The sequence below is a fragment of the Mycobacterium sp. SMC-11 genome (genome assembly GCF_046250095.1).
In the GTDB taxonomy this organism is placed as follows: domain Bacteria; phylum Actinomycetota; class Actinomycetes; order Mycobacteriales; family Mycobacteriaceae; genus Mycobacterium; species Mycobacterium heraklionense_A.
In genome coordinates this window covers 3,109,744-3,127,921 of the sequence record NZ_CP176430.1, presented here as the reverse complement: position 1 = coordinate 3,127,921, position 18,178 = coordinate 3,109,744, and the positions used below count along the sequence as shown (strand labels likewise).

Below are 18,178 nucleotides of genomic sequence, written 5' to 3'. Positions count from 1 at the left end.
GCGCGTTGGTTGTTGCCTGAACTTCCAACACCGACGCGCAACCCTCGTGCAGCAGCTGAGCTGGCGGGGGTTTTTTGTTGCCAGCAGTCTCCAAAGACACAGTCGTCGAAGACAAAGAGGAAACCGTGAGCGCACCCACCACGCGACCGCCGGAGCGGTCGGCACAGTCGCAAGCCCCCAACGGGGCTAAGTCCGTTGACAAGGCCTCGGACGCGGCTTCGGGCAAGGCCCAGTCACCCGCCAAGCGGGTTCCGCCGGAGCAGATGACCGGTGCCCAGTCGGTGATCCGATCGCTGGAAGAGCTCGACGTCGACGTGATCTTCGGCATCCCCGGCGGCGCGGTGCTGCCGGTCTACGACCCGCTGTTCGACTCGAAGAAACTGCGCCACGTGCTGGTCCGCCACGAGCAGGGCGCCGGGCACGCGGCCAGCGGCTACGCGCACGCCACCGGACGGGTCGGGGTGTGTATGGCCACCTCGGGGCCGGGCGCCACCAATCTGGTCACGCCGCTGGCCGACGCCCAGATGGACTCCATCCCGGTGGTCGCGATCACCGGTCAGGTCGGCCGTCAACTGATCGGCACGGACGCCTTCCAGGAGGCCGACATCTCCGGCATCACCATGCCGATCACCAAGCACAACTTTCTGGTTCGCAACGGTGACGACATCCCGCGTGCGCTGGCCGAGGCGTTCCACATCGCGGCGAGCGGACGGCCTGGAGCGGTTCTCGTTGATATCCCCAAGGATGTGCTGCAGGGCCAGTGCACCTTCGCCTGGCCGCCGCGGCTGGACCTGCCCGGCTACAAGCCCACCACCAAGCCGCACAGCCGGCAGGTCCGCGAGGCCGCCAAGCTGATCGCGGCCGCGAGCCGCCCGGTGCTCTATGTGGGTGGCGGCGTGATCCGCGGGGATGCCTGTGAGGAACTGGCCGAGCTGGCCGAGCTGACCGGCATCCCGGTGGTCACCACCTTGATGGCCCGCGGTGCGTTCCCGGACAGCCACCGTCAGCACCTGGGCATGCCCGGTATGCACGGTACGGTCGCGGCGGTGGCCGGGCTGCAGCGCTCGGATCTTCTGATTACCCTGGGCGCCCGATTCGACGACCGGGTCACCGGCCAACTGGATTCGTTCGCCCCGGACGCCAAGGTGATTCACGCCGACATCGACCCGGCCGAGATCGGCAAGAACCGGCACGCCGACGTTCCGATCGTTGGTGACGTCAAGGCCGTCATCACCGAGCTGCTCGAGGTGCTGCGCCAGGAAAAGACGCTGGGCTCCCTCGATCTCGCCGACTGGTGGAGCTACCTCGACGGGGTGCGCTCGACTTACCCGCTGAGCTACGGGCCACAGAGCGACGGCAGTCTTTCGCCGGAGTTCGTCATCGAGACGCTGGGCCGCATCGCCGGACCCGACGCGCTCTATGTTGCCGGCGTCGGCCAGCACCAGATGTGGGCCGCGCAGTTCGTGAAGTACGAGAAGCCGCGCACCTGGCTGAACTCCGGGGGCCTGGGCACCATGGGCTTCTCGATCCCGGCGGCCATGGGCGCCAAGATGGGCCGCCCGGACGCGGAGGTGTGGGCGATCGACGGCGACGGCTGCTTCCAGATGACCAACCAGGAGTTGGCCACCTGCGCGATTGAGGGCATCCCGATCAAGGTTGCGTTGATCAACAACGGCAACCTGGGCATGGTGCGCCAATGGCAGACCCTGTTCTACGGGGAGCGCTACAGCCAGACCGACCTGGCCACCCACTCGCACCGCATCCCCGACTTCGTGATGCTGGCCGAGGCGCTGGGCTGTGTCGGATTGCGTTGCGAGCGTGAAGAAGACGTCGAAGACGTGATCAATCAGGCGCGGGCGGTCACGGACCGGCCGGTGGTGATCGACTTCATCGTCGGCGCGGATGCGCAGGTGTGGCCGATGGTGGCCGCTGGCACCAGCAACGACGAGATCCAGGCTGCGCGCGGCATCCGGCCGCTGTTCGACGACGAGAACAATGAGGGGCACGCGTGATGGCGACAGGCTGGAAGACCCACACCCTGTCGGTGTTGGTCGAAGACAAGCCCGGTGTGCTCGCGCGGGTGGCGGCACTGTTCTCCCGCCGCGGCTTCAACATCGAGTCGCTGGCCGTCGGCGCCACCGAGACCAAGAACATGTCGCGGATGACGATCGTGGTCTCGGTGGAGGACACCCCGCTGGAGCAGATCACCAAGCAGCTCAACAAGCTGATCAACGTCATCAAGATCGTCGAGCAGGAGGAGGACAACTCCGTCTCCCGCGAGATCGCGCTGATCAAAGTCCGTGCCGATGCCAGTACGCGCGGACAGATCGTCGAGGCGGTGAACCTGTTCCGCGCCAGGGTGATCGATGTCTCTCCGGAGTCGTTGATCATCGAGGCCACCGGTACGCCGGCCAAGTTCGATGCGCTACTGCGGGTGCTGGAGCCCTATGGCATCCGCGAAATCGTCCAATCGGGTCTCGTATCGTTGTCTCGCGGTCCGCGCGGCATCGGCACGACCAAGTAGTCCCCCAGAAAAAGCCAGTAAAGATAGTAAGGAAGAAAACCAGTGGCAGTTGAGATGTTCTACGACGACGACGCTGACCTGTCGATCATCCAGGGCCGCAAGGTCGGCGTGATCGGTTACGGCAGCCAGGGACACGCGCACTCGCTGAGCCTGCGGGACTCCGGTGTGCAGGTGAAGGTGGGCCTCAAGGAAGGGTCGAAGTCGCGCGCAAAGGTCGCCGAGCAGGGCCTCGAGGTCGACACCCCCGCCGAGGTCGCCAAGTGGGCGGACGTGATCATGGTGCTGGCCCCCGACACCGCCCAGGCCGAGATCTTCACCAACGACATCGAGCCGAACCTGGTGGCGGGCAACGCGCTGTTCTTCGGCCACGGCCTCAACATCCACTTCGGCCTGATCAAGCCGGCCGCCGACATCACCGTCGGGATGGTCGCGCCCAAGGGGCCGGGCCACCTGGTGCGCCGGCAGTTCGTCGACGGCAAGGGCGTGCCCTCGCTGATCGCGATCGCGCAAGACCCCAATGGTGAGGGTGAGGCGCTGGCCTTGTCGTACGCCAAGGGCATCGGCGGCACCCGGGCCGGCGTCATCAAGACCACCTTCAAGGAAGAGACCGAGACCGACCTGTTCGGCGAGCAGGCCGTGTTGTGCGGTGGCACCGAAGAACTGGTCAAGGCCGGCTTCGAGGTCATGGTCGAGGCGGGCTACGCCCCGGAGATGGCTTACTTCGAGGTGCTGCACGAGCTCAAGCTGATCGTCGACCTGATGTATGAGGGTGGCATCGCGCGGATGAACTACTCGGTGAGCGACACCGCGGAGTTCGGCGGCTACCTGTCCGGCCCGCGCGTGATCGACGCCGACACCAAGCAGCGGATGCGCGACATTCTGTCCGACATCCAGGACGGCACGTTCGTCAAGCGCCTGGTGGCCAACGTCGAGGGCGGCAACAAGGAACTCGAGGGTCTGCGCAAGGAGAACGCCGAGCACCCCATCGAGGTCACCGGCAAGAAGTTGCGCGACCTGATGAGCTGGGTGGACCGGCCCATCACCGAAACCGCCTAAGCCGCGGTGCTGTTTTCTCCTCGATAGCCGTTGGCCCACAAGGGCTATCGAGGACAAGACGATCCCCAAAGACGAGTGGCCCCTTCCTTTGGAAGGGGCCACTCGCCGTTTGTGGTGCTTACAGGCTGCCGAGCAAGCCGTCGAGCCAGCCGGACAGGTCCAGTCCCGAGAACAAGGTGGACAGGTCCAAGTCGTCGAACAGGGCCGACAGGTCCAAGTTATCGAACAGGTTCGACAGGTCGAAGTTGTCGAACAGGCTCGACAGGTCGAAGTTGGTCAGCAGGTCGGTGAGGCCGCTGAAGAGGCTCGACAGGTCGAAGTTGGCGAAGATGTCGCCGAGGCCGCCGAAGATGGCCGACAAGTCGAAGTTGTCGAAGAGGCCGCTGAGGATGCCGGAGAGGTCGAAGTTAGCCAGGAAGTCGGTGAGGCCGCTGAATATCCCCGACAGGTCGAAGTTGGTGAACAGATCGTCGAAGATGCCGGACAGGTCTAGGTTGGCGAACAGGTCGCTGAAGATAGCGGAGAAGTCGATGTTGTTCAGCCAGTCGCCAAGGCCGCTGAGGATACCGGCGAAGTCGATGTTACCGAGGGCGCCATCGAGCACACCGCCGCCGTCAGCAGTGAGTTCGATGGCCGGCGTGTGCAGGTTCGCCGGGGCGACGATCACGGGAGTTGCGGCAATGGCGCTGGCGCCGATGAGCGCGGCGCCCGCCAAGGCAAACGGACGAAGAAGGGTTGGCACGGTTTCTCCTTAAATGTGACTTGTGCCACTCTCCGGCGTCTCTGTAACGCCCGACACAAGTTAGCTGAGGCTACACCAAACCTGGCAGTACGTCTCTAATTAACTGGGAAAAATCTGTGCGGACCGTAGGTTCCCGCAAAGCTGACGCCTTCGCTAGCGCCCGGGCATGGGTGTCCGGCCGGTCAGGGTGCCAGGCTCGGTAGCCGGTCGATCCCGAACTCGCGTCGCAGCACGGTGCGCGCGGCGTAATAGCCGGCCATTCCGTGCACGCCGGCGCCCGGCGGAGTGGCTGCTGAGCACAGATACACCCCCGGAATCGCTGTGGCCCAAGGGTTTACCCGAGGTGTTGGCCCGGCCAGCGCCCGCCACGCGCTGTTGCCGCCGGCAGAGATATCGCCGCCGACGTAGTTGGCGTTGTGGTGTGCCAGCTGGGCTGCGGGCACGGATCGCACCGCGACCACGATGTCGCGGAAGCCGGGGGCGAATCGCTCGATGCCTGCGGTCACGGTCTCGGCCTGATCAACGGTCGAGCCGGCCGGAACGTGGGCGTAAGCCCACATCGGGCGGCGTCCAGCGGCATCGATGCGAGACGGGTCGACCAGATGAGGTAACGCCGCCAAGATCATCGGCTGCGCAGCGTGCCGGCCGGCGGCGATCTCGGCTTCGGCCTGGGCCATCTGTTTGCGGTCACCCCCGAGATGCAGCGTGGGCGCCTGGGCCAGGCGCGGATCGCTCCACGGCACCTCATCGGCGAGCACGAAGTCGACCTTGGCGGCTGCCGAGCCGAAACGGTAACGGCGCAGTGCCTTCGCATACCGGGCCGGTAACGCGTCCCCGTAGATCGACAGCAGCTCGGTCGGGGCGGTGTCGAACAGCACCACGCCGCCGGGCGGCTTTCGCACCGGGTTATCGGTGGCCAGTTGGCCGCCGTGCGCGGTCAGGTCTGCGATGAGTGCATCGGTGATCGCCTGGCTGCCGCCGATCGGGATGGGCCAGCCGACCGTATGGCCAAGCGTTGCCAGCATCATGCCGGCGCCGGCCGAGGTCACCGACGGCAGTCGCGAGATCGTGTGCGCGGCCACCCCGGTGTAGAGGGCGCGGGCATCGTCGCCGGACAGCGTCGCGTTCCAGGCCGGGCCGGCCTGCTCGGCCATCCGCAGCCCCAGTCGAGCGACCGTCGCGATCCCGGACGGGACGGACCGTTTATCGCCCAGCAGGAACTTCACGATGGCTTGGCCGTCGGCGACCAGTGGACCGAGCAGCCGTCGCCAGGAGGAACCGTGCTCCAACTCTGCGCAGGTGCGGTCCAGGTCCCGGTAGGCGATTGCCGCCGGCCGATGATCCAGCGGATTGCCATAGGAGATCTCCGGCGACGTCAGCCGCACACCGCGGGCGGCCAGATCGAACTCGGTGAAGAACGGCGATGCCAACCCGAGCGGGTGCACCGCTGAACAGATGTCATGGGCGACGTCACTGAATTCCGGATCGGCGGCGGTGCGCGCGCCGCCGCCGAACGTGGGCTGGGCTTCCAAAACCTGAACCGACAGGCCAGCGCGGGCACAGATGACGGCGGCAGCCAGGCCGTTGGGTCCACTACCGACGACGGTGACATCCATCCGTCGATAGTAGGGAGCGACCCGCGCTATGCGGCCATATCGGGGCGCACCCCCAGCACCGGCTGCCGGACGCCGCCGTTGTCGAATTCGGGGCACCACGGCCGATGGCCGCGCTCATCTGGCCACACCAGCTGTAATGCCCGCACACTGCGGCCGTAGAACGCGATTGCCACGTTCATGTGCGCATCCGGATGCTCCACCGCGACTACGGCGATCAGCTGACCGTCGGGTCCCTCGATCCATTCGCCGGGCAGCGGTCGTCCACCCCTCAGCAGATAGGCGGCCACGCCGTTGAGCAACCGGGCCGTTTGCTCCGGCGGCAGACCCGTCACCAGCAGCTCGGGCAGGCCGTGTTCATGCAAGCCGACCGTGTAGGCGAACGGCGCGCGGTCGCTCTCCACGTATTGCACCGCCCAACCGTGTTTGTCCACCGTGGCGCGAATGGCATCCAGCCACTGCTCGACGGTGCTGTCCGGGTGATCGCATTTCCAGCACATAGGTGCACCCCTTCCTTCGGGTCGAATTGACCTCAGGGTGCGCCGACGGTCCGACAAGAAATGGGCGTCGCGTCGCGAGATTGAACTCAGGCAGGTGAAATCGGCGCAGCGCCCGCCTCAGGGCAATCTCGGGACGGGCGGCGGCCCGCTGCGCCCGGCTTCGTCGCGCTTGCGACCAGCGCTGTGCTGATGGTGGTCGGCCCGTCCCCCGCAAGCGGGAGGTACCCCCAGCGCCCGACTTCGTCGCGCTTGCGACCGACCACTACGCTGTTCCGGGTGACTCTGCCCGTGGTTTTGATCGCTGACAAACTCGCCCAATCGACCGTCGCCGCCCTCGGCGACCAGGTCGAGGTTCGCTGGGTGGACGGCCCGGACCGGGAGAAGCTGCTGGCCGCGGTACCGGACGCCGACGCGCTTTTGGTGCGCTCGGCCACCACCGTCGACGCCGAGGTCCTCGCGGCCGGCACCAAGCTCAAGATCGTGGCGCGCGCCGGGGTCGGCCTGGACAACGTCGACGTCGAGGCTGCCACCGCCCGAGGTGTGCTGGTGGTCAACGCCCCGACCTCGAACATCCACAGCGCCGCCGAGCACGCGATCGCGCTGATGCTCGCCGCCGCCCGCGAGATCCCCGCCGCCGACGCCTCACTGCACGGCAAGCAGTGGAAGCGATCGTCGTTCTCCGGCACCGAGATCTACGACCACACCGTCGGCGTGGTCGGCCTGGGGCGCATCGGACAGCTGGTCGCCCAGCGGCTGGCCGCGTTCGGCGCCCACATCGTCGCCTACGACCCGTACGTGTCGGCGGCCCGCGCCGCCCAGCTCGGCATCGAGCTGCTCAGCCTCGACGAGCTGCTCGGCCGCGCCGACTTCATCTCGGTGCACCTGCCGAAGACCCCCGAGACCGCGGGTCTGATCGGCAAGGAGAACCTGGCCAAGACCAAGCCCGGGGTGATCATCGTGAACGCTGCCCGCGGCGGGTTGATCGACGAGGCGGCACTGGCCGAGGCGATCACCAGCGGCCACGTGCGGGCCGCCGGTCTGGACGTGTTCGCCACCGAACCGTGCACCGACTCGCCGCTGTTCGACCTGCCGCAGGTGGTGGTGACCCCGCACCTGGGCGCATCGACCGCCGAGGCCCAGGACCGGGCCGGCACCGACGTCGCCAAGAGCGTGAAGCTGGCGCTGGCCGGCGAATTCGTTCCCGACGCGGTCAACGTCGGCGGTGGCGCGGTCAGCGAGGAAGTCGCGCCCTGGCTGGACCTGGTGCGCAAGCTCGGCCTGCTGGCGGGTGCGCTCTCCGACGGGCTGCCGGTGTCGCTGTCGGTACAGGTGCGCGGCGAGCTGGCCTCCGAAGATGTTGGGGTGCTGCGCTTGTCGGCGTTGCGCGGCCTGTTCTCGGCGGTCATCGAAGACCCGGTGACCTTTGTCAACGCGCCCGCCCTGGCCGCCGAACGCGGTGTCGACGCCGAGATCGGCACCGCGACCGAAAGTCCCAACCACCGCAGTGTCGTCGAGCTCAAGGCGGTCACCGCCGACGGCTCCACCGTCACGGTTGCCGGCACTCTGTCCGGCACCCAGCTGGTGGAGAAGATCGTCGAGATCAACGGCCGGCACTTCGACCTGCGGGCCCAGGGCGTCAACCTGATCATCAACTACTCCGACCAGCCCGGTGCGCTCGGCAAGATCGGCACCCTGCTGGGCTCTGCGGGTATCAACATCCACGCCGCGCAGCTGTCCGAGGACGCCGAAGGGCCTGCGGCGACCGTCCTGCTGCGGGTCGACCGCCAGGTGCCCGCCGACGTGCAGTCGGCGATCACTGCTGCGGTCGGTGCCAACAAGATTGAAGAGGTAGACCTGTCATGAGCCTCAAGCTTGCTGTCATTCCCGGCGACGGGATCGGCCCGGAGGTCATCGCCGAGGCCGTCAAGGTGCTCGACGCGGTGCTCCCGGGCACCGAGAAGACCGAATACGACCTGGGGGCCAAGCGCTATCACGCCACCGGCGAGGTCCTGCCGGACTCGGTACTGGAGGAGATCCGCGGCCACGACGTGATCCTGCTCGGTGCGATCGGTGACCCGTCGGTGCCGTCGGGTGTGCTGGAGCGCGGCCTGTTGCTGCATGCCCGCTTCGCCCTCGACCACCACGTCAACCTGCGTCCCAGCCGGCTGTACCCGGGAGTGTCCAGCCCGCTGGCCGATCCGCCGGAGATCGACTTCCTGGTGGTGCGCGAAGGAACCGAGGGCCCTTACACCGGCAATGGCGGGGCGCTGCGGGTCGGCACGCCCCACGAGGTCGCCACCGAGGTCAGCGTCAACACCGCGTTCGGGGTGGCCCGGGTGGTGCGATTCGCCTTCGAGAAGGCCCGCGCCCGGCGTAAGCACCTGACTCTGGTGCACAAGAACAACGTGCTGGCCTACGCGGGATCGCTGTGGACGCGGACGGTGGCCGAAATCGCCAAGGACTACCCGGACGTCGAGACCGCCTACACCCACGTCGACGCCGCCACGATCTACATGGTCACCGACCCCGGCCGGTTCGACGTGATCGTCAGCGACAACCTGTTCGGCGACATCATCACCGACCTCGCGGGTGCTGTCTGCGGCGGGATCGGGCTGGCGGCCAGCGGCAACATCGACGCCACCGGTGTCAACCCGTCGATGTTCGAGCCGGTGCATGGCAGTGCGCCCGACATTGCCGGGCAGGGCATTGCCGACCCGACCGCGGCGGTGACATCGGTGGCCATGCTGCTGGGTCACATCGGCGAGCACGAGGCCGCGGCTCGGGTCGATGCTGCCGTCGAGCAGCACCTGGCTACCCGTGGTGGGCAGAAGTTGTCGACGGTCGCCACCGGTGACCGGATCTTGAGCCTGCTCTGACGCGGCTTTGATGATGCGGCCCAACTGGCTTGGGCCGCATCATCGTGGGATAGCGCGCTGGACTAGCTGAAACGGACGGGCAATCTCGCCGCGAGGCCCGCGACGGAGGTGCCGAAGGTTTCGCGCGCCCGCAGCGTTCCGGTGGCCGTGTCGATGTCGATGATGGCGTGCTCGGTGTAGACCCTGTTGACGCAACGTAGACCGGTCAGCGGGTAGGTGCACGACGGAACCAGTTTGGCGGCACCGTCTTTGGTGAACAGATCCATCATCACGAAGACCTTCTTGGCTCCGATCGCCAAGTCCATTGCTCCTCCGACGGCGGGGATCGCGCCCGGTTCCCCGGTATGCCAGTTGGCCAGGTCCCCGTACTGGCTGACCTGTAAGGCTCCCAGCACGCACACGTCGAGGTGCCCGCCGCGCATCATCGCGAAGGAGTCGGCGTGATGGAAGTAGGAGGCCCCGGGCATCTCGGTCACCGCGATCTTGCCGGCATTGGTGAGATCGGGATCGACGTCGTCGCCCCGTGCTGCCGGCCCCATGCCCAGCATGCCGTTCTCGGTGTGCAGTACCACCGCGTCGTCAGGTGACAGGTGATCGGCGACCAGCGTGGGCTGCCCGATGCCGAGATTGACATAGGAACCCGCCGGGATATCCCGGGCGATCACGGCGGCGAGTTCGTCGCGGGACAGGGGAGCGCGATCAACATGCTCGACGGGAAGAGCAGGGGTCGGCGTCACGAGCTCGTCTCCAGGATCCGGTCTACGTAGATACCCGGGGTGACAATCGCTTCGGGATCGAGTTGGCCGGTGTCGACGACACGGGACACTTCGGCGACCGTCAGCGCGGCGGCGGTAGCCATCACCGGACCGAAGTTGCGGGCGGTCTTGCGGTACACCAGATTTCCCGAGCGATCCCCGACGTAGGCGCGGATCAATGCGACGTCGGCGTGGATGGGGTACTCCAGCGCGTAGTCCCGGCCGTTGATGGTCCGAATCTCCTTGCCCTCGGTGAGCAGCGTGCCAACTCCGGTGGGGCAGTAAAACGCTCCGATACCAGCGCCGGCAGCGCGGATGCGTTCGGCGAGGTTGCCCTGCGGCACGAGTTCCAGCTCGATCTTGCCGGTGCGATACAGGCCGTCGAACACATAGGAATCGGACTGGCGGGGAAACGAACAGATCAGTTTGCGGACCCGCCCGGCGGCCAACAGTGCCGCCAGCCCGGTATCAGCAGTGCCCGCATTGTTGCTGACGATGGTCAGATCGTGAGCGCCCTGGGCGATCAGTGCATCGATCAGCACGGTGGGCAGGCCGGCCAAGCCGAACCCGCCAACCAAAACCGTTGCGCCGTCGGCGACTCCGGATACCGCTTCGGCGGCGGTGTCGCAGACTACGGCACGGCTCACCGTTCGCCCTCTGAGCTGTCGTGGTCGGCCAGCACCTGCGCGGCGATGCGGAACGCGGTATTGGCATCGGGTACACCGCAATAGATAGCGGTCTGCAACAGCACCTCTTTGATCTCGTCGTTGGACAGGCCGTTGCGGCGCGCCGCGCGCAGATGCATGGCCAGCTCCTCATGGTGGCCCCGAGCCACCAGGGCGGTCAGGGTGACGATCGAGCGACTGCGTCGGTCGAGGCCGTCTCGGGTCCAGATGTTCCCCCACGCGTAACGGGTGATCAGGTCTTGAAAGTCGGCGGTGAACTCGGTGGTGTGTGCGATCGTGCGGTCGACGTGTTCGTTGCCCAAGACCTGTCGGCGCACCGACATGCCCGCGGTGTAGACCGGATCGCGCACCATCAGGTGGGCGAGAATAAGGTTGACCGTCGCCTTGGGGGCCTCGACCGGTGCCAGGTGGCCGACGTCGTCGAGCACCACCAGACGGCCGTGTTGGACACCGGAAGCGATGCGCCCCAGCAACTCCGGGGGAGTAGCGCCATCATGGGAACCGGCAATGGCCAACACCGGTGCAGCGATCTGACCGAGTCGCGCGGTGACATCGAAGTCGGCCAGTGCCTCACAGGCCTGGGCATACGATTCGTCGTCGGTGCCGCGCAGCGCATCTACCAGTGCCGCGACCAGCCCCGGCGCTCGATCGATGAAACCGGGTGCGAACCAGCGCTGCAGGGAAGCCTCGACGACCGCGCCGGTGCCCGATGCGCGCACGGTGTCCGCGCGTGTCGCCCAATCCTCGGCTCGGCCGATGGCGGCGCCCGTGCATTGCAGCGTGGCACTCGACACCCGCTCGGGGGCATCGAGCAGCAACTGCAAGCCGACCGCTCCACCGATCGAATTTCCGGCGTAATGGAACGCCGCGCGCGGCGCGATCTCGTCCACCAAGGCCAGTACGCCTGCCGCCAGGTCTGGCATCCGGAATCCAGCCGCCGGACTACGACCGTGGCCGGGAAGGTCCCAGGCGACGACGCGCAGACGCTCGGCGAGTTGTTCAGCGGCCAAGCCCCACAGGGCGGTTGCCGATGTCCCGAGCGATGGACCGAGCAGGAGCAGGTCCGCGTTCGGCGGGCCGCCGAAGTCGGTGCCGACCAGTCGCGGCACGCTCATGTTGCCTCCAAGTGGTGGTGCGCGCGTTGCAGCACGGCATCGATGAGTTGGTTTGCGGCCCCGGTGTAGTCGCTTCGAGTGGTTTTCCCGGTCAGTTCGGTCATCGCTCGCTGCTCGCCGAGCAGATCGCCTGCGGCGGCGAGATTCGTGGCGGCGCGATCGGTGTCGATGACCAGTCCGGTCAGCAGCTCTGTTGTCTGCGTGGCAGCTACGACGGTATAGCGGGACAAGGTCCGCAGGGCCGCCCACTCGGCGTGCCAACCGCCGTCGGAACGCTCATCGATGCTGCCTGCCGACGCGGCGTGCAAGCTGGCGGCCAGCGGCGGTGCCACCACGGCAGTACGGCGGATCAGTACGGATAACACCGGATTGTTCTTGTGCGGCATCGTCGACGAACCGCCGCCGCGGCCCTCGGCCAGTTCACCGATCTCGGGCCTGCCGCTCGTCGCAACGTCATTGGCGATGTGGGACCAGGCGTCGCAACATGTCACCAACGCGTCGCCGGCGCGGGTGATCACTGACCGAGTGGTGTGCCATGGCGGGCCGTCAGCAAGGCCAAGGGCTGCGGCCAATCGTCCGGACAGGCTGATGGCATCGGCAGGAGAACCGGCCAACTCGCTGGCAGCGGCCATAGTTCCCGCGGCGCCGCCGGCCTGCACCGAAAGCTGCGGCAGTGCGGCGACGCAGTCGGCGCCGTCCAAAACTCCGGTCAGCCAGTTGGCAAACTTCGTGCCAACCGTGGTGGGCAACGCGGGTTGCGTCAAGGTGCGGGCAAGCATGGGGCTGTCACGGTAGGTCTCGGCCAGCGCGGCCAGGGTGCGTACCTGGGTGCCGAGCTCGTGGCGAACCCGATCCAATGCGTCTCGCAGGCAGAGCATCAGCGCGGTGTCGACGACGTCCTGGCTGGTCAGGCCGCGGTGCAGCCAGCGTGCCGGTTCGCCACCGGTGCGTTCGCGGAGTAAATCGAGCAGGCCCGGCACCGGGTTGCCGGTCGTCTCGGCAGCCACGGCCACCGCTTCGGCGTCCGCTGCCGAGACCGCCGCGGTCAGGTCGGCCCGTGCCGCCGCCGGCGCGATCTCGGCGTCGACAAGCACATCGAGCCAGGCACTTTCAACCCGCACCATCGCAGCCAGGTACGCCGCGTCGCTGAAGATCGGCCCGGCCCGGTGGTCGCCGGGCCACAACAAGTCGGTCATGGTTGCCCCCGATAGCGCAGGAATACCGTCTCGTCGGCGCCTTGCAGCCTGATGTCGAACCGAAAGCCACCCTCGTCGGGCACTGCGATGAGGGTATGTCGACGCTCAGCCGCCACGGAATTCAGCAAGCGATCCGCATGGAGGTGATCGCCGGGCAGATAGGCGCGGGTGAACAACCGGTTCAGCAGGCCCCGCGCAAACACGGCGACGGTGATGAATGGTGCCGACCGATGGAGCGCACCGGGTTTCACCGTCGTGAAGCTGTAGTGGCCGCCTGCATCTGTCGCGGCGCGTCCCCATCCGCTGAAGGTGTCGCCGTCGCGGCGAAGCGAACTGGCCCGCGGCACGGTACCGCTCGCATCGGCCTGCCAGATCTCCAACAGCGCGTCGGGAACGGGCGCCCCAGCGCCGTCGGTGACGGTGCCGTGCAGCCCGATGGCATCGGCCGAGTCAGGGGATACGAGCTCGTTGCCGCGTTCGAATGGCAACGCATAGCCGAAGAACGGGCCGATGGTCTGCCCGGGAGTGGCCGTCAGCTCAGTCATCGTGATCCTCGAACGGCGTTGCGGCTGGTCCGGTGAGCACGATGTTCCACCGGTAGCCGGTGGCCCATTCGTGGCTGGTGATGTCGTGGTCGTAGACCGCCACGAGCCGATCACGAGCCTTCTGGTCGGTGATCGACTGGTAGATCGGATCCAACGGGCACAGCGGGTCGCCCGGAAAATACATCTGAGTGATCATCCGTTGGGTGAAATCAGTTCCGAACACCGAGAAATGGATGTGCGCCGGCCGCCAGGCGTTGTGGTGGTTACGCCACGGGTACGGGCCGGGCTTGATCGTCGTGAACCGGTAGAACCCGTCGTCGTCGGTGAGGCAACGCCCCGCGCCGGTGAAATTGGGGTCCAACGGTGCGGGATGCTGATCGCCCTGATGGAGGTAGCGCCCGCTGGCGTTGGCCTGCCAGATCTCGACGAGTTGACGGCGCACCGGCCTGCCGTTGCCGTCGACGATCCGCCCGGTCACCACGGTGCGCTCACCGATCGGTGTGCCCGCGTGCTGGATCGTCAGATCGGACTCGAGCGGTGCGACGTCGTCCTGGCCGAAACAGGGCGCCTGCAGTTCGGCGGCCTCCGGGTCTGCCAGGAGTAGGGCGTTTTTGGGATGCCGAAGCACGCTGCTGCGGTACGGCGGGTAGTCGAGTCTGGGTTGGCTTTCCTCGAGGCCCGCACGCTGGTAATCGGCCTGGATCGCCCCGATTTCGGCGCTGATCTCCGCCTGACCAGTCATCGCTGCTCCAGCCGGGCCAGCTCGTAGCGCCAGGCGGCATCCGCGGTGAACGCGGGACCGAGGTCGGGCAGATCTGCCCAATCTGCCTCGTCGATGGGCTTGCAGGTGCCGCCTGCGCTGCGGATCCGCAGCGACATCGAAGCCAATTGGTCCAGGCTGATCGCCTGCAGGACAGCCTGGGCAGCTGTGGCAGCGGCACTGGTGATTCCATGGCCGCGACAGATCACCACCGGCTTACCCGCCATGGCGGCAACCATTTCTTTGCCGAGTTCCGTGGTGCGGATCAGCACGGCCCGCGGGTACACCGGGACGCCTCGGCGCGCCAGCCATGCGCCGGGGATGTCGAAGGCCCCGTAGATGGGTGCGATCGTGATGCCCGCCAGATCGGCGGCCACGACGGCCGGGGGATGCAGGTGGGCCACTGCCCGGTGTTCGGGATGGGCCAGCAGGGTTTCGACGTGGATCGGCAGCTCGTTGGGCACCCGATATCCGTCCAGTTCCCCTGGCATTCCCGGTGTTCCGTCCAAGCGGATGAGCCGAATGTCGTCGGGACGAGTGAACGCCACGCCGTCGTCGGTGTCGCTGCGGCACCGCACGAGTAGGTGGTGTTCGTCGACGCGGGCACTGATGTGTCCGAGAATGCCGTCCACCAGGCCCCGGGCGGCGGCGACGCGGCAGGCCTGCGCAACCTCGAGTCGCAGCGGCGCCAGATCGTCGGCGGTCACGCGGTGCCCCCGGTGGTCATTCCGAATCCGCCGTCGGGATGTGTGGTCCCGGCCGTGATTCCGCGGGACCGGTCTGATGCCAGGAATACGTAGCTCCAGGCGTGGTCCTGCGGGGTGAGCGCCACGTTGAGCGGGGTGCGTGCCGCGAGATCGCGGGCCCGGTCGGGGGTGTCGTCCAGCCGGATATGGTCGAGTGACAGGTTCTGCAATCCGCGCAGGTCGGTGTTCAATGTTCCGCCCGGCGCAACGCCGTTGACGCGGATGTGCGGGGCGAGTTCGTAGGCGAGAGTGCTGACCAGGCCGCGCACGGCGAACTTCGATGCGACGTAAAGTACGCCGCCGCGTCCCGGGTAGAACGATGACGCGGACTCGGTGAGGACGATCGACGACCTCTCCTGGGCTTGAAGCGCGGGAAGGGCGGCTTTCACCGACTGCAGCTGACTCAGCACGTTCGTCTTGAACATCTCGTCGAACGCCGGCTCGAGCTCTGCGGTCGAGATATCGGTGATTCCCTTGTAGAAGTCGAAGATTCCAACGCAGTTGACCAGCGTGTCGAGGCCACCGAAAGCCGCAACGGCAGCGGCGACGGCACGCTCGTTTGCCTCGGAAGTCGTTGCGTCGCCGTGTGTCACCCGAACTCCCGGCAACTCAGCTGCCAGCGCATCGCATTTCGACCGATCGCGTTCCAATACCGCGACCTGGGCTCCCTCGTCGAGATAGGCGTCGACGACTGCTCGGCCGATGCCCGAGCCGGCGCCGACGACGAGCGCCCGCTTACCGTCCAGCCATTGCGTCACGGCAGGTCACTGTCGTCCGAGAGGAGCGGTTGATGCATGTTGCCGACCATCGCCGCCAGAGTGTAGGCGTTCTGCCAGGTCAATGCTTCAAGTTCCAGGGCGTCGAGACTGATCCATTGCCCCGACTTCGGTGAGCTGATCAACAGGCGCGACCCGTTGCGGGTGTCGACCCGCTGCAGCGTCACTTCGGTGAATTCGTTGGCGACGGTTATGGCGTCACCGACCGCGTTGGCCATGAGGTCGTCGAGTGCGCTCATAGGAAGACCGCCAGGTTCTGCATGCGCAGGACCGACTCGTCGACATAGATGGTGCGCCGCGCCAACTTCCACTGGTCATCTGTGCGCCGCAGTAGGTCTTCACGGCCGCAGGAGACGAACGCCGCCTCGTTCACGTCGCCACGGCTGCGGAAGAGCAGCTCGGCTGACTCGACGATCAGGTGCTGGTCATCATCGCAGGCAAAGGTGCGGACGTTGGTGATGTGATGGCGCAGCCGTGACGGAGGATCTTCGGTCCAGGCGTGCTCGGTCGCGAAGCGCGCGACGCGCCGGTTCAACGAGTATTTGTTCTCGTCGAAGTGGGCCATGCCGGGCGACGTGTCGAATCCAGCGCCCGAGGCGGTGGTCACTCGGACGGGCATGAAGTAATGGATGTCGTCGGTGAGGGTGTCGAGCCAGTCGGTGTACTGCTGTGCGTCGAGCAGATACGCCTCGTCGACCAAGAACTGATGTGCCTGCAGGTGTCGGGTGTCGTTGAACGGCAAGGGCTTACCGGTACGGACCTTCTTGGGTGCATGATCACCCAGAACTGCCAGCTCCCACGGGCCGTCGGCGTCTTTCGGCCGGGCGAACCCGGGCCGCTGACTTTTCTCGGCGGATGTCATACCCGGGCCTCCTCGCATGCCGACGAGCCGTTGGTCTGCACCAGGGGGGTGATTCCGTCGCGCTGCGTGCCCATCGCTGCGGTGTCCGTCGCTACCGGAGACATCTGGAGGTGATCGGCCCACATCCGAAGGATCGCCCGCTGATTGTTCTCGTTGTAGCCGACTTGAGCGGTGCCTGGGCCATGGAACAGTTCTGGCGGTAACGCGTTGACCACCGGGGTGTCGTCGGCGAGCAGGCCCATCCGTCCGTTGAGCAACAGTTGCCGGGCCATGGAGCCGGCAGCGGTGTTGGTCAGCGACACCCAGTTCTCCACGTCATCCTGTTCGAACATGCCGGTGGAGCCAAAGCACATCAGGTAGGCCTTGTAGGAGTCCTTCTTGAACTGCTCGGGGGCGGCCGCGTCGACCGCGAACCACGAGTACACCTCGGTTTCGTTCTCACTGATCGGCTGCCAGGTACGAATCGATATGAACGGCAACACATCTTCGCTGTCTTGAATCTTCGGCCAGTTGTGCACCAGGCTCATGTTGGGAAAGCACGATGCCGCCGAGATCATGAAGCCGTCGTCGGCGACCAGGCGCTGGTGATCGGCGGACCACACGTCCTTGATTCGCCCCACCATCTCGTCGGGGTAGCCGACGTAGCGCATCCGTTCCTCAAAGTTGCCCGGCGGCAGCTTGTAGGTGGTACCGCCGCCGCAGGTCGCCCAGTACGTCGCACCGTCTTTGCGCTTCTGCGCCTTCGGTTCCCGAAACAGCCCGATGTCGACGACTGAGGCGTGGGTATGCGGGGTGTGATACATGTCCCCGGCGAAGTTCTCGACGCCGATCTTCCAGTTCGCTTTGATGCGCCACCGTTGCGGGCCGCGCACCTCAAGACCGCTGCGACTCTGCTTGGTGTAGAAGTCCAGATAGAACTTGAAGTCGCCGAGAAACTCTTCGAGTGGAGGAGCTTGCGGGTCAAGGCTGATGAAGATCAGACCGTTGTAACTGGCCAGGCTCGGTGCCGGCAACAGAGTCTGGCCGCGCTTGGAGAAGCCGGCCTCGCCGCCATAGGCCTCTTGGTGGAAGGGCAGGCCGGTGATGCGCCCATCGTTGCGATACGACCAGCCGTGGTACGGGCATCGGAAATTGGAGGCATTGCCCATCTCGGCGCGGCAGATCTGCATCCCGCGATGCAGGCACATGTTGAACATGGCCCGCACGTCGCCCTTGGAGTCGCGCGCGATGATGAACGAGTCGTCGAGCAGGCGTCGCACGACGTAGTCGCCGTCTTGCGGGATCTCCGACTCATGCGCGACGAACATCCAGGCGCGACGGAAGAGCCGCTGCTTCTCGAGTTCGAAGATCTCGGCGTCGTTGTAGATGTGCGCTGGGATCATTCCCCGCCTGACCTCATCGAGGACATGCCGGTGATCACTCATCG

The 18,178-nt window shown here is 66.4% G+C and carries 19 protein-coding genes; 5 read left to right on the top strand and 14 right to left on the bottom strand.

The genetic code is table 11. The features are described 5' to 3' along the window. The first annotated feature begins 125 nt into the window (after positions 1-125). From ACKY0X_RS14815 to ilvC, 3 genes are read left to right on the top strand one after another with little or no spacing between them, the layout of a single operon-like run. A complete protein-coding gene (locus ACKY0X_RS14815; protein WP_409426648.1) occupies positions 126-2,012 on the top strand; it encodes an acetolactate synthase large subunit in 1,887 nt (628 codons plus the stop codon). Continuing rightward, positions 2,012-2,524 (top strand): acetolactate synthase small subunit, encoded by a 513-nt coding sequence (gene ilvN, locus ACKY0X_RS14810; protein WP_046284693.1) that lies wholly within the window; start codon positions 2,012-2,014, stop codon positions 2,522-2,524. Before ACKY0X_RS14815 ends, ilvN begins: the two co-directional genes overlap by 1 nt. Before the next feature lie 54 nt (positions 2,525-2,578). Next, a complete protein-coding gene (ilvC, locus tag ACKY0X_RS14805; RefSeq protein ID WP_192830591.1) occupies positions 2,579-3,580 on the top strand; it encodes a ketol-acid reductoisomerase in 1,002 nt (333 codons plus the stop codon). Positions 3,581-3,698: 118 nt separating this feature from the next. Here ilvC and ACKY0X_RS14800 read toward each other — a convergent pair whose 3' ends face one another. The 3 genes from ACKY0X_RS14800 to ACKY0X_RS14790 all read right to left on the bottom strand — a co-directional run bounded on the left by ACKY0X_RS14800 (position 3,699) and on the right by ACKY0X_RS14790 (position 6,435). Continuing rightward, a complete protein-coding gene (locus tag ACKY0X_RS14800) occupies positions 3,699-4,322 on the bottom strand; it encodes a hypothetical protein (protein WP_409426647.1) in 624 nt (207 codons plus the stop codon). Positions 4,323-4,504: 182 nt separating this feature from the next. Then, positions 4,505-5,938 (bottom strand): phytoene desaturase family protein, encoded by a 1,434-nt coding sequence (locus ACKY0X_RS14795; RefSeq protein WP_409426646.1) that lies wholly within the window; start codon positions 5,936-5,938, stop codon positions 4,505-4,507. Between the two features lie 26 nt (positions 5,939-5,964). Beyond that, positions 5,965-6,435, bottom strand: coding sequence for a DUF4262 domain-containing protein (locus tag ACKY0X_RS14790; RefSeq protein ID WP_409426645.1), 471 nt, complete (start codon positions 6,433-6,435; stop codon positions 5,965-5,967). A gap of 276 nt (positions 6,436-6,711) precedes the next feature. Between ACKY0X_RS14790 and serA the strand changes: the two genes are divergently transcribed. Together serA and ACKY0X_RS14780 are read left to right on the top strand one after the other, a co-directional pair. Further along, positions 6,712-8,298, top strand: coding sequence for a phosphoglycerate dehydrogenase (gene serA, locus ACKY0X_RS14785; RefSeq protein WP_065039037.1), 1,587 nt, complete (start codon positions 6,712-6,714; stop codon positions 8,296-8,298). Then, complete coding sequence (locus tag ACKY0X_RS14780; RefSeq protein ID WP_065039038.1) at positions 8,295-9,311, top strand: 3-isopropylmalate dehydrogenase; 1,017 nt, start codon at positions 8,295-8,297, stop codon at positions 9,309-9,311. Before serA ends, ACKY0X_RS14780 begins: the two co-directional genes overlap by 4 nt. A 62-nt stretch (positions 9,312-9,373) precedes the next feature. Here ACKY0X_RS14780 and ACKY0X_RS14775 read toward each other — a convergent pair whose 3' ends face one another. The 11 genes from ACKY0X_RS14775 to ACKY0X_RS14725 are packed head-to-tail and all read right to left on the bottom strand — an operon-like array spanning position 9,374 to position 18,176. Further along, positions 9,374-10,048 (bottom strand): 3-oxoacid CoA-transferase subunit B, encoded by a 675-nt coding sequence (locus ACKY0X_RS14775; RefSeq protein ID WP_409426644.1) that lies wholly within the window; start codon positions 10,046-10,048, stop codon positions 9,374-9,376. Further along, positions 10,045-10,713, bottom strand: a complete 669-nt coding sequence (locus ACKY0X_RS14770) for a 3-oxoacid CoA-transferase subunit A (RefSeq protein WP_409426643.1) — start codon at positions 10,711-10,713, stop codon at positions 10,045-10,047. The genes ACKY0X_RS14775 and ACKY0X_RS14770 overlap by 4 nt, the downstream gene beginning before the upstream one ends. Next, a complete protein-coding gene (gene pcaC / locus ACKY0X_RS14765) occupies positions 10,710-11,867 on the bottom strand; it encodes a 4-carboxymuconolactone decarboxylase (protein ID WP_409426642.1) in 1,158 nt (385 codons plus the stop codon). The genes ACKY0X_RS14770 and pcaC overlap by 4 nt, the downstream gene beginning before the upstream one ends. Further along, complete coding sequence (gene pcaB / locus ACKY0X_RS14760) at positions 11,864-13,063, bottom strand: 3-carboxy-cis,cis-muconate cycloisomerase (protein ID WP_409426641.1); 1,200 nt, start codon at positions 13,061-13,063, stop codon at positions 11,864-11,866. Before pcaB ends, pcaC begins: the two co-directional genes overlap by 4 nt. Continuing rightward, positions 13,060-13,608, bottom strand: coding sequence for a protocatechuate 3,4-dioxygenase subunit alpha (gene pcaG, locus ACKY0X_RS14755; protein ID WP_409426640.1), 549 nt, complete (start codon positions 13,606-13,608; stop codon positions 13,060-13,062). The genes pcaB and pcaG overlap by 4 nt, the downstream gene beginning before the upstream one ends. Beyond that, a complete protein-coding gene (pcaH, locus tag ACKY0X_RS14750) occupies positions 13,601-14,350 on the bottom strand; it encodes a protocatechuate 3,4-dioxygenase subunit beta (RefSeq protein WP_409426639.1) in 750 nt (249 codons plus the stop codon). Before pcaH ends, pcaG begins: the two co-directional genes overlap by 8 nt. After that, positions 14,347-15,075 (bottom strand): class II aldolase/adducin family protein, encoded by a 729-nt coding sequence (locus ACKY0X_RS14745; protein WP_409426638.1) that lies wholly within the window; start codon positions 15,073-15,075, stop codon positions 14,347-14,349. The genes pcaH and ACKY0X_RS14745 overlap by 4 nt, the downstream gene beginning before the upstream one ends. Continuing rightward, on the bottom strand, positions 15,072-15,872 hold the full coding sequence (gene hcaB, locus ACKY0X_RS14740; RefSeq protein WP_409426637.1) for a 3-(cis-5,6-dihydroxycyclohexa-1,3-dien-1-yl)propanoate dehydrogenase: 801 nt from the start codon (positions 15,870-15,872) through the stop codon (positions 15,072-15,074). Before hcaB ends, ACKY0X_RS14745 begins: the two co-directional genes overlap by 4 nt. Further along, positions 15,869-16,129, bottom strand: a complete 261-nt coding sequence (locus tag ACKY0X_RS14735) for a dihydrodiol dehydrogenase (RefSeq protein WP_409426636.1) — start codon at positions 16,127-16,129, stop codon at positions 15,869-15,871. Before ACKY0X_RS14735 ends, hcaB begins: the two co-directional genes overlap by 4 nt. Further along, positions 16,126-16,752, bottom strand: coding sequence for a 3-phenylpropionate/cinnamic acid dioxygenase subunit beta (locus ACKY0X_RS14730; RefSeq protein WP_409426635.1), 627 nt, complete (start codon positions 16,750-16,752; stop codon positions 16,126-16,128). Before ACKY0X_RS14730 ends, ACKY0X_RS14735 begins: the two co-directional genes overlap by 4 nt. Further along, positions 16,749-18,176, bottom strand: coding sequence for a Rieske 2Fe-2S domain-containing protein (locus ACKY0X_RS14725; RefSeq protein WP_409426634.1), 1,428 nt, complete (start codon positions 18,174-18,176; stop codon positions 16,749-16,751). Before ACKY0X_RS14725 ends, ACKY0X_RS14730 begins: the two co-directional genes overlap by 4 nt. Positions 18,177-18,178: the final 2 nt, after the last annotated feature.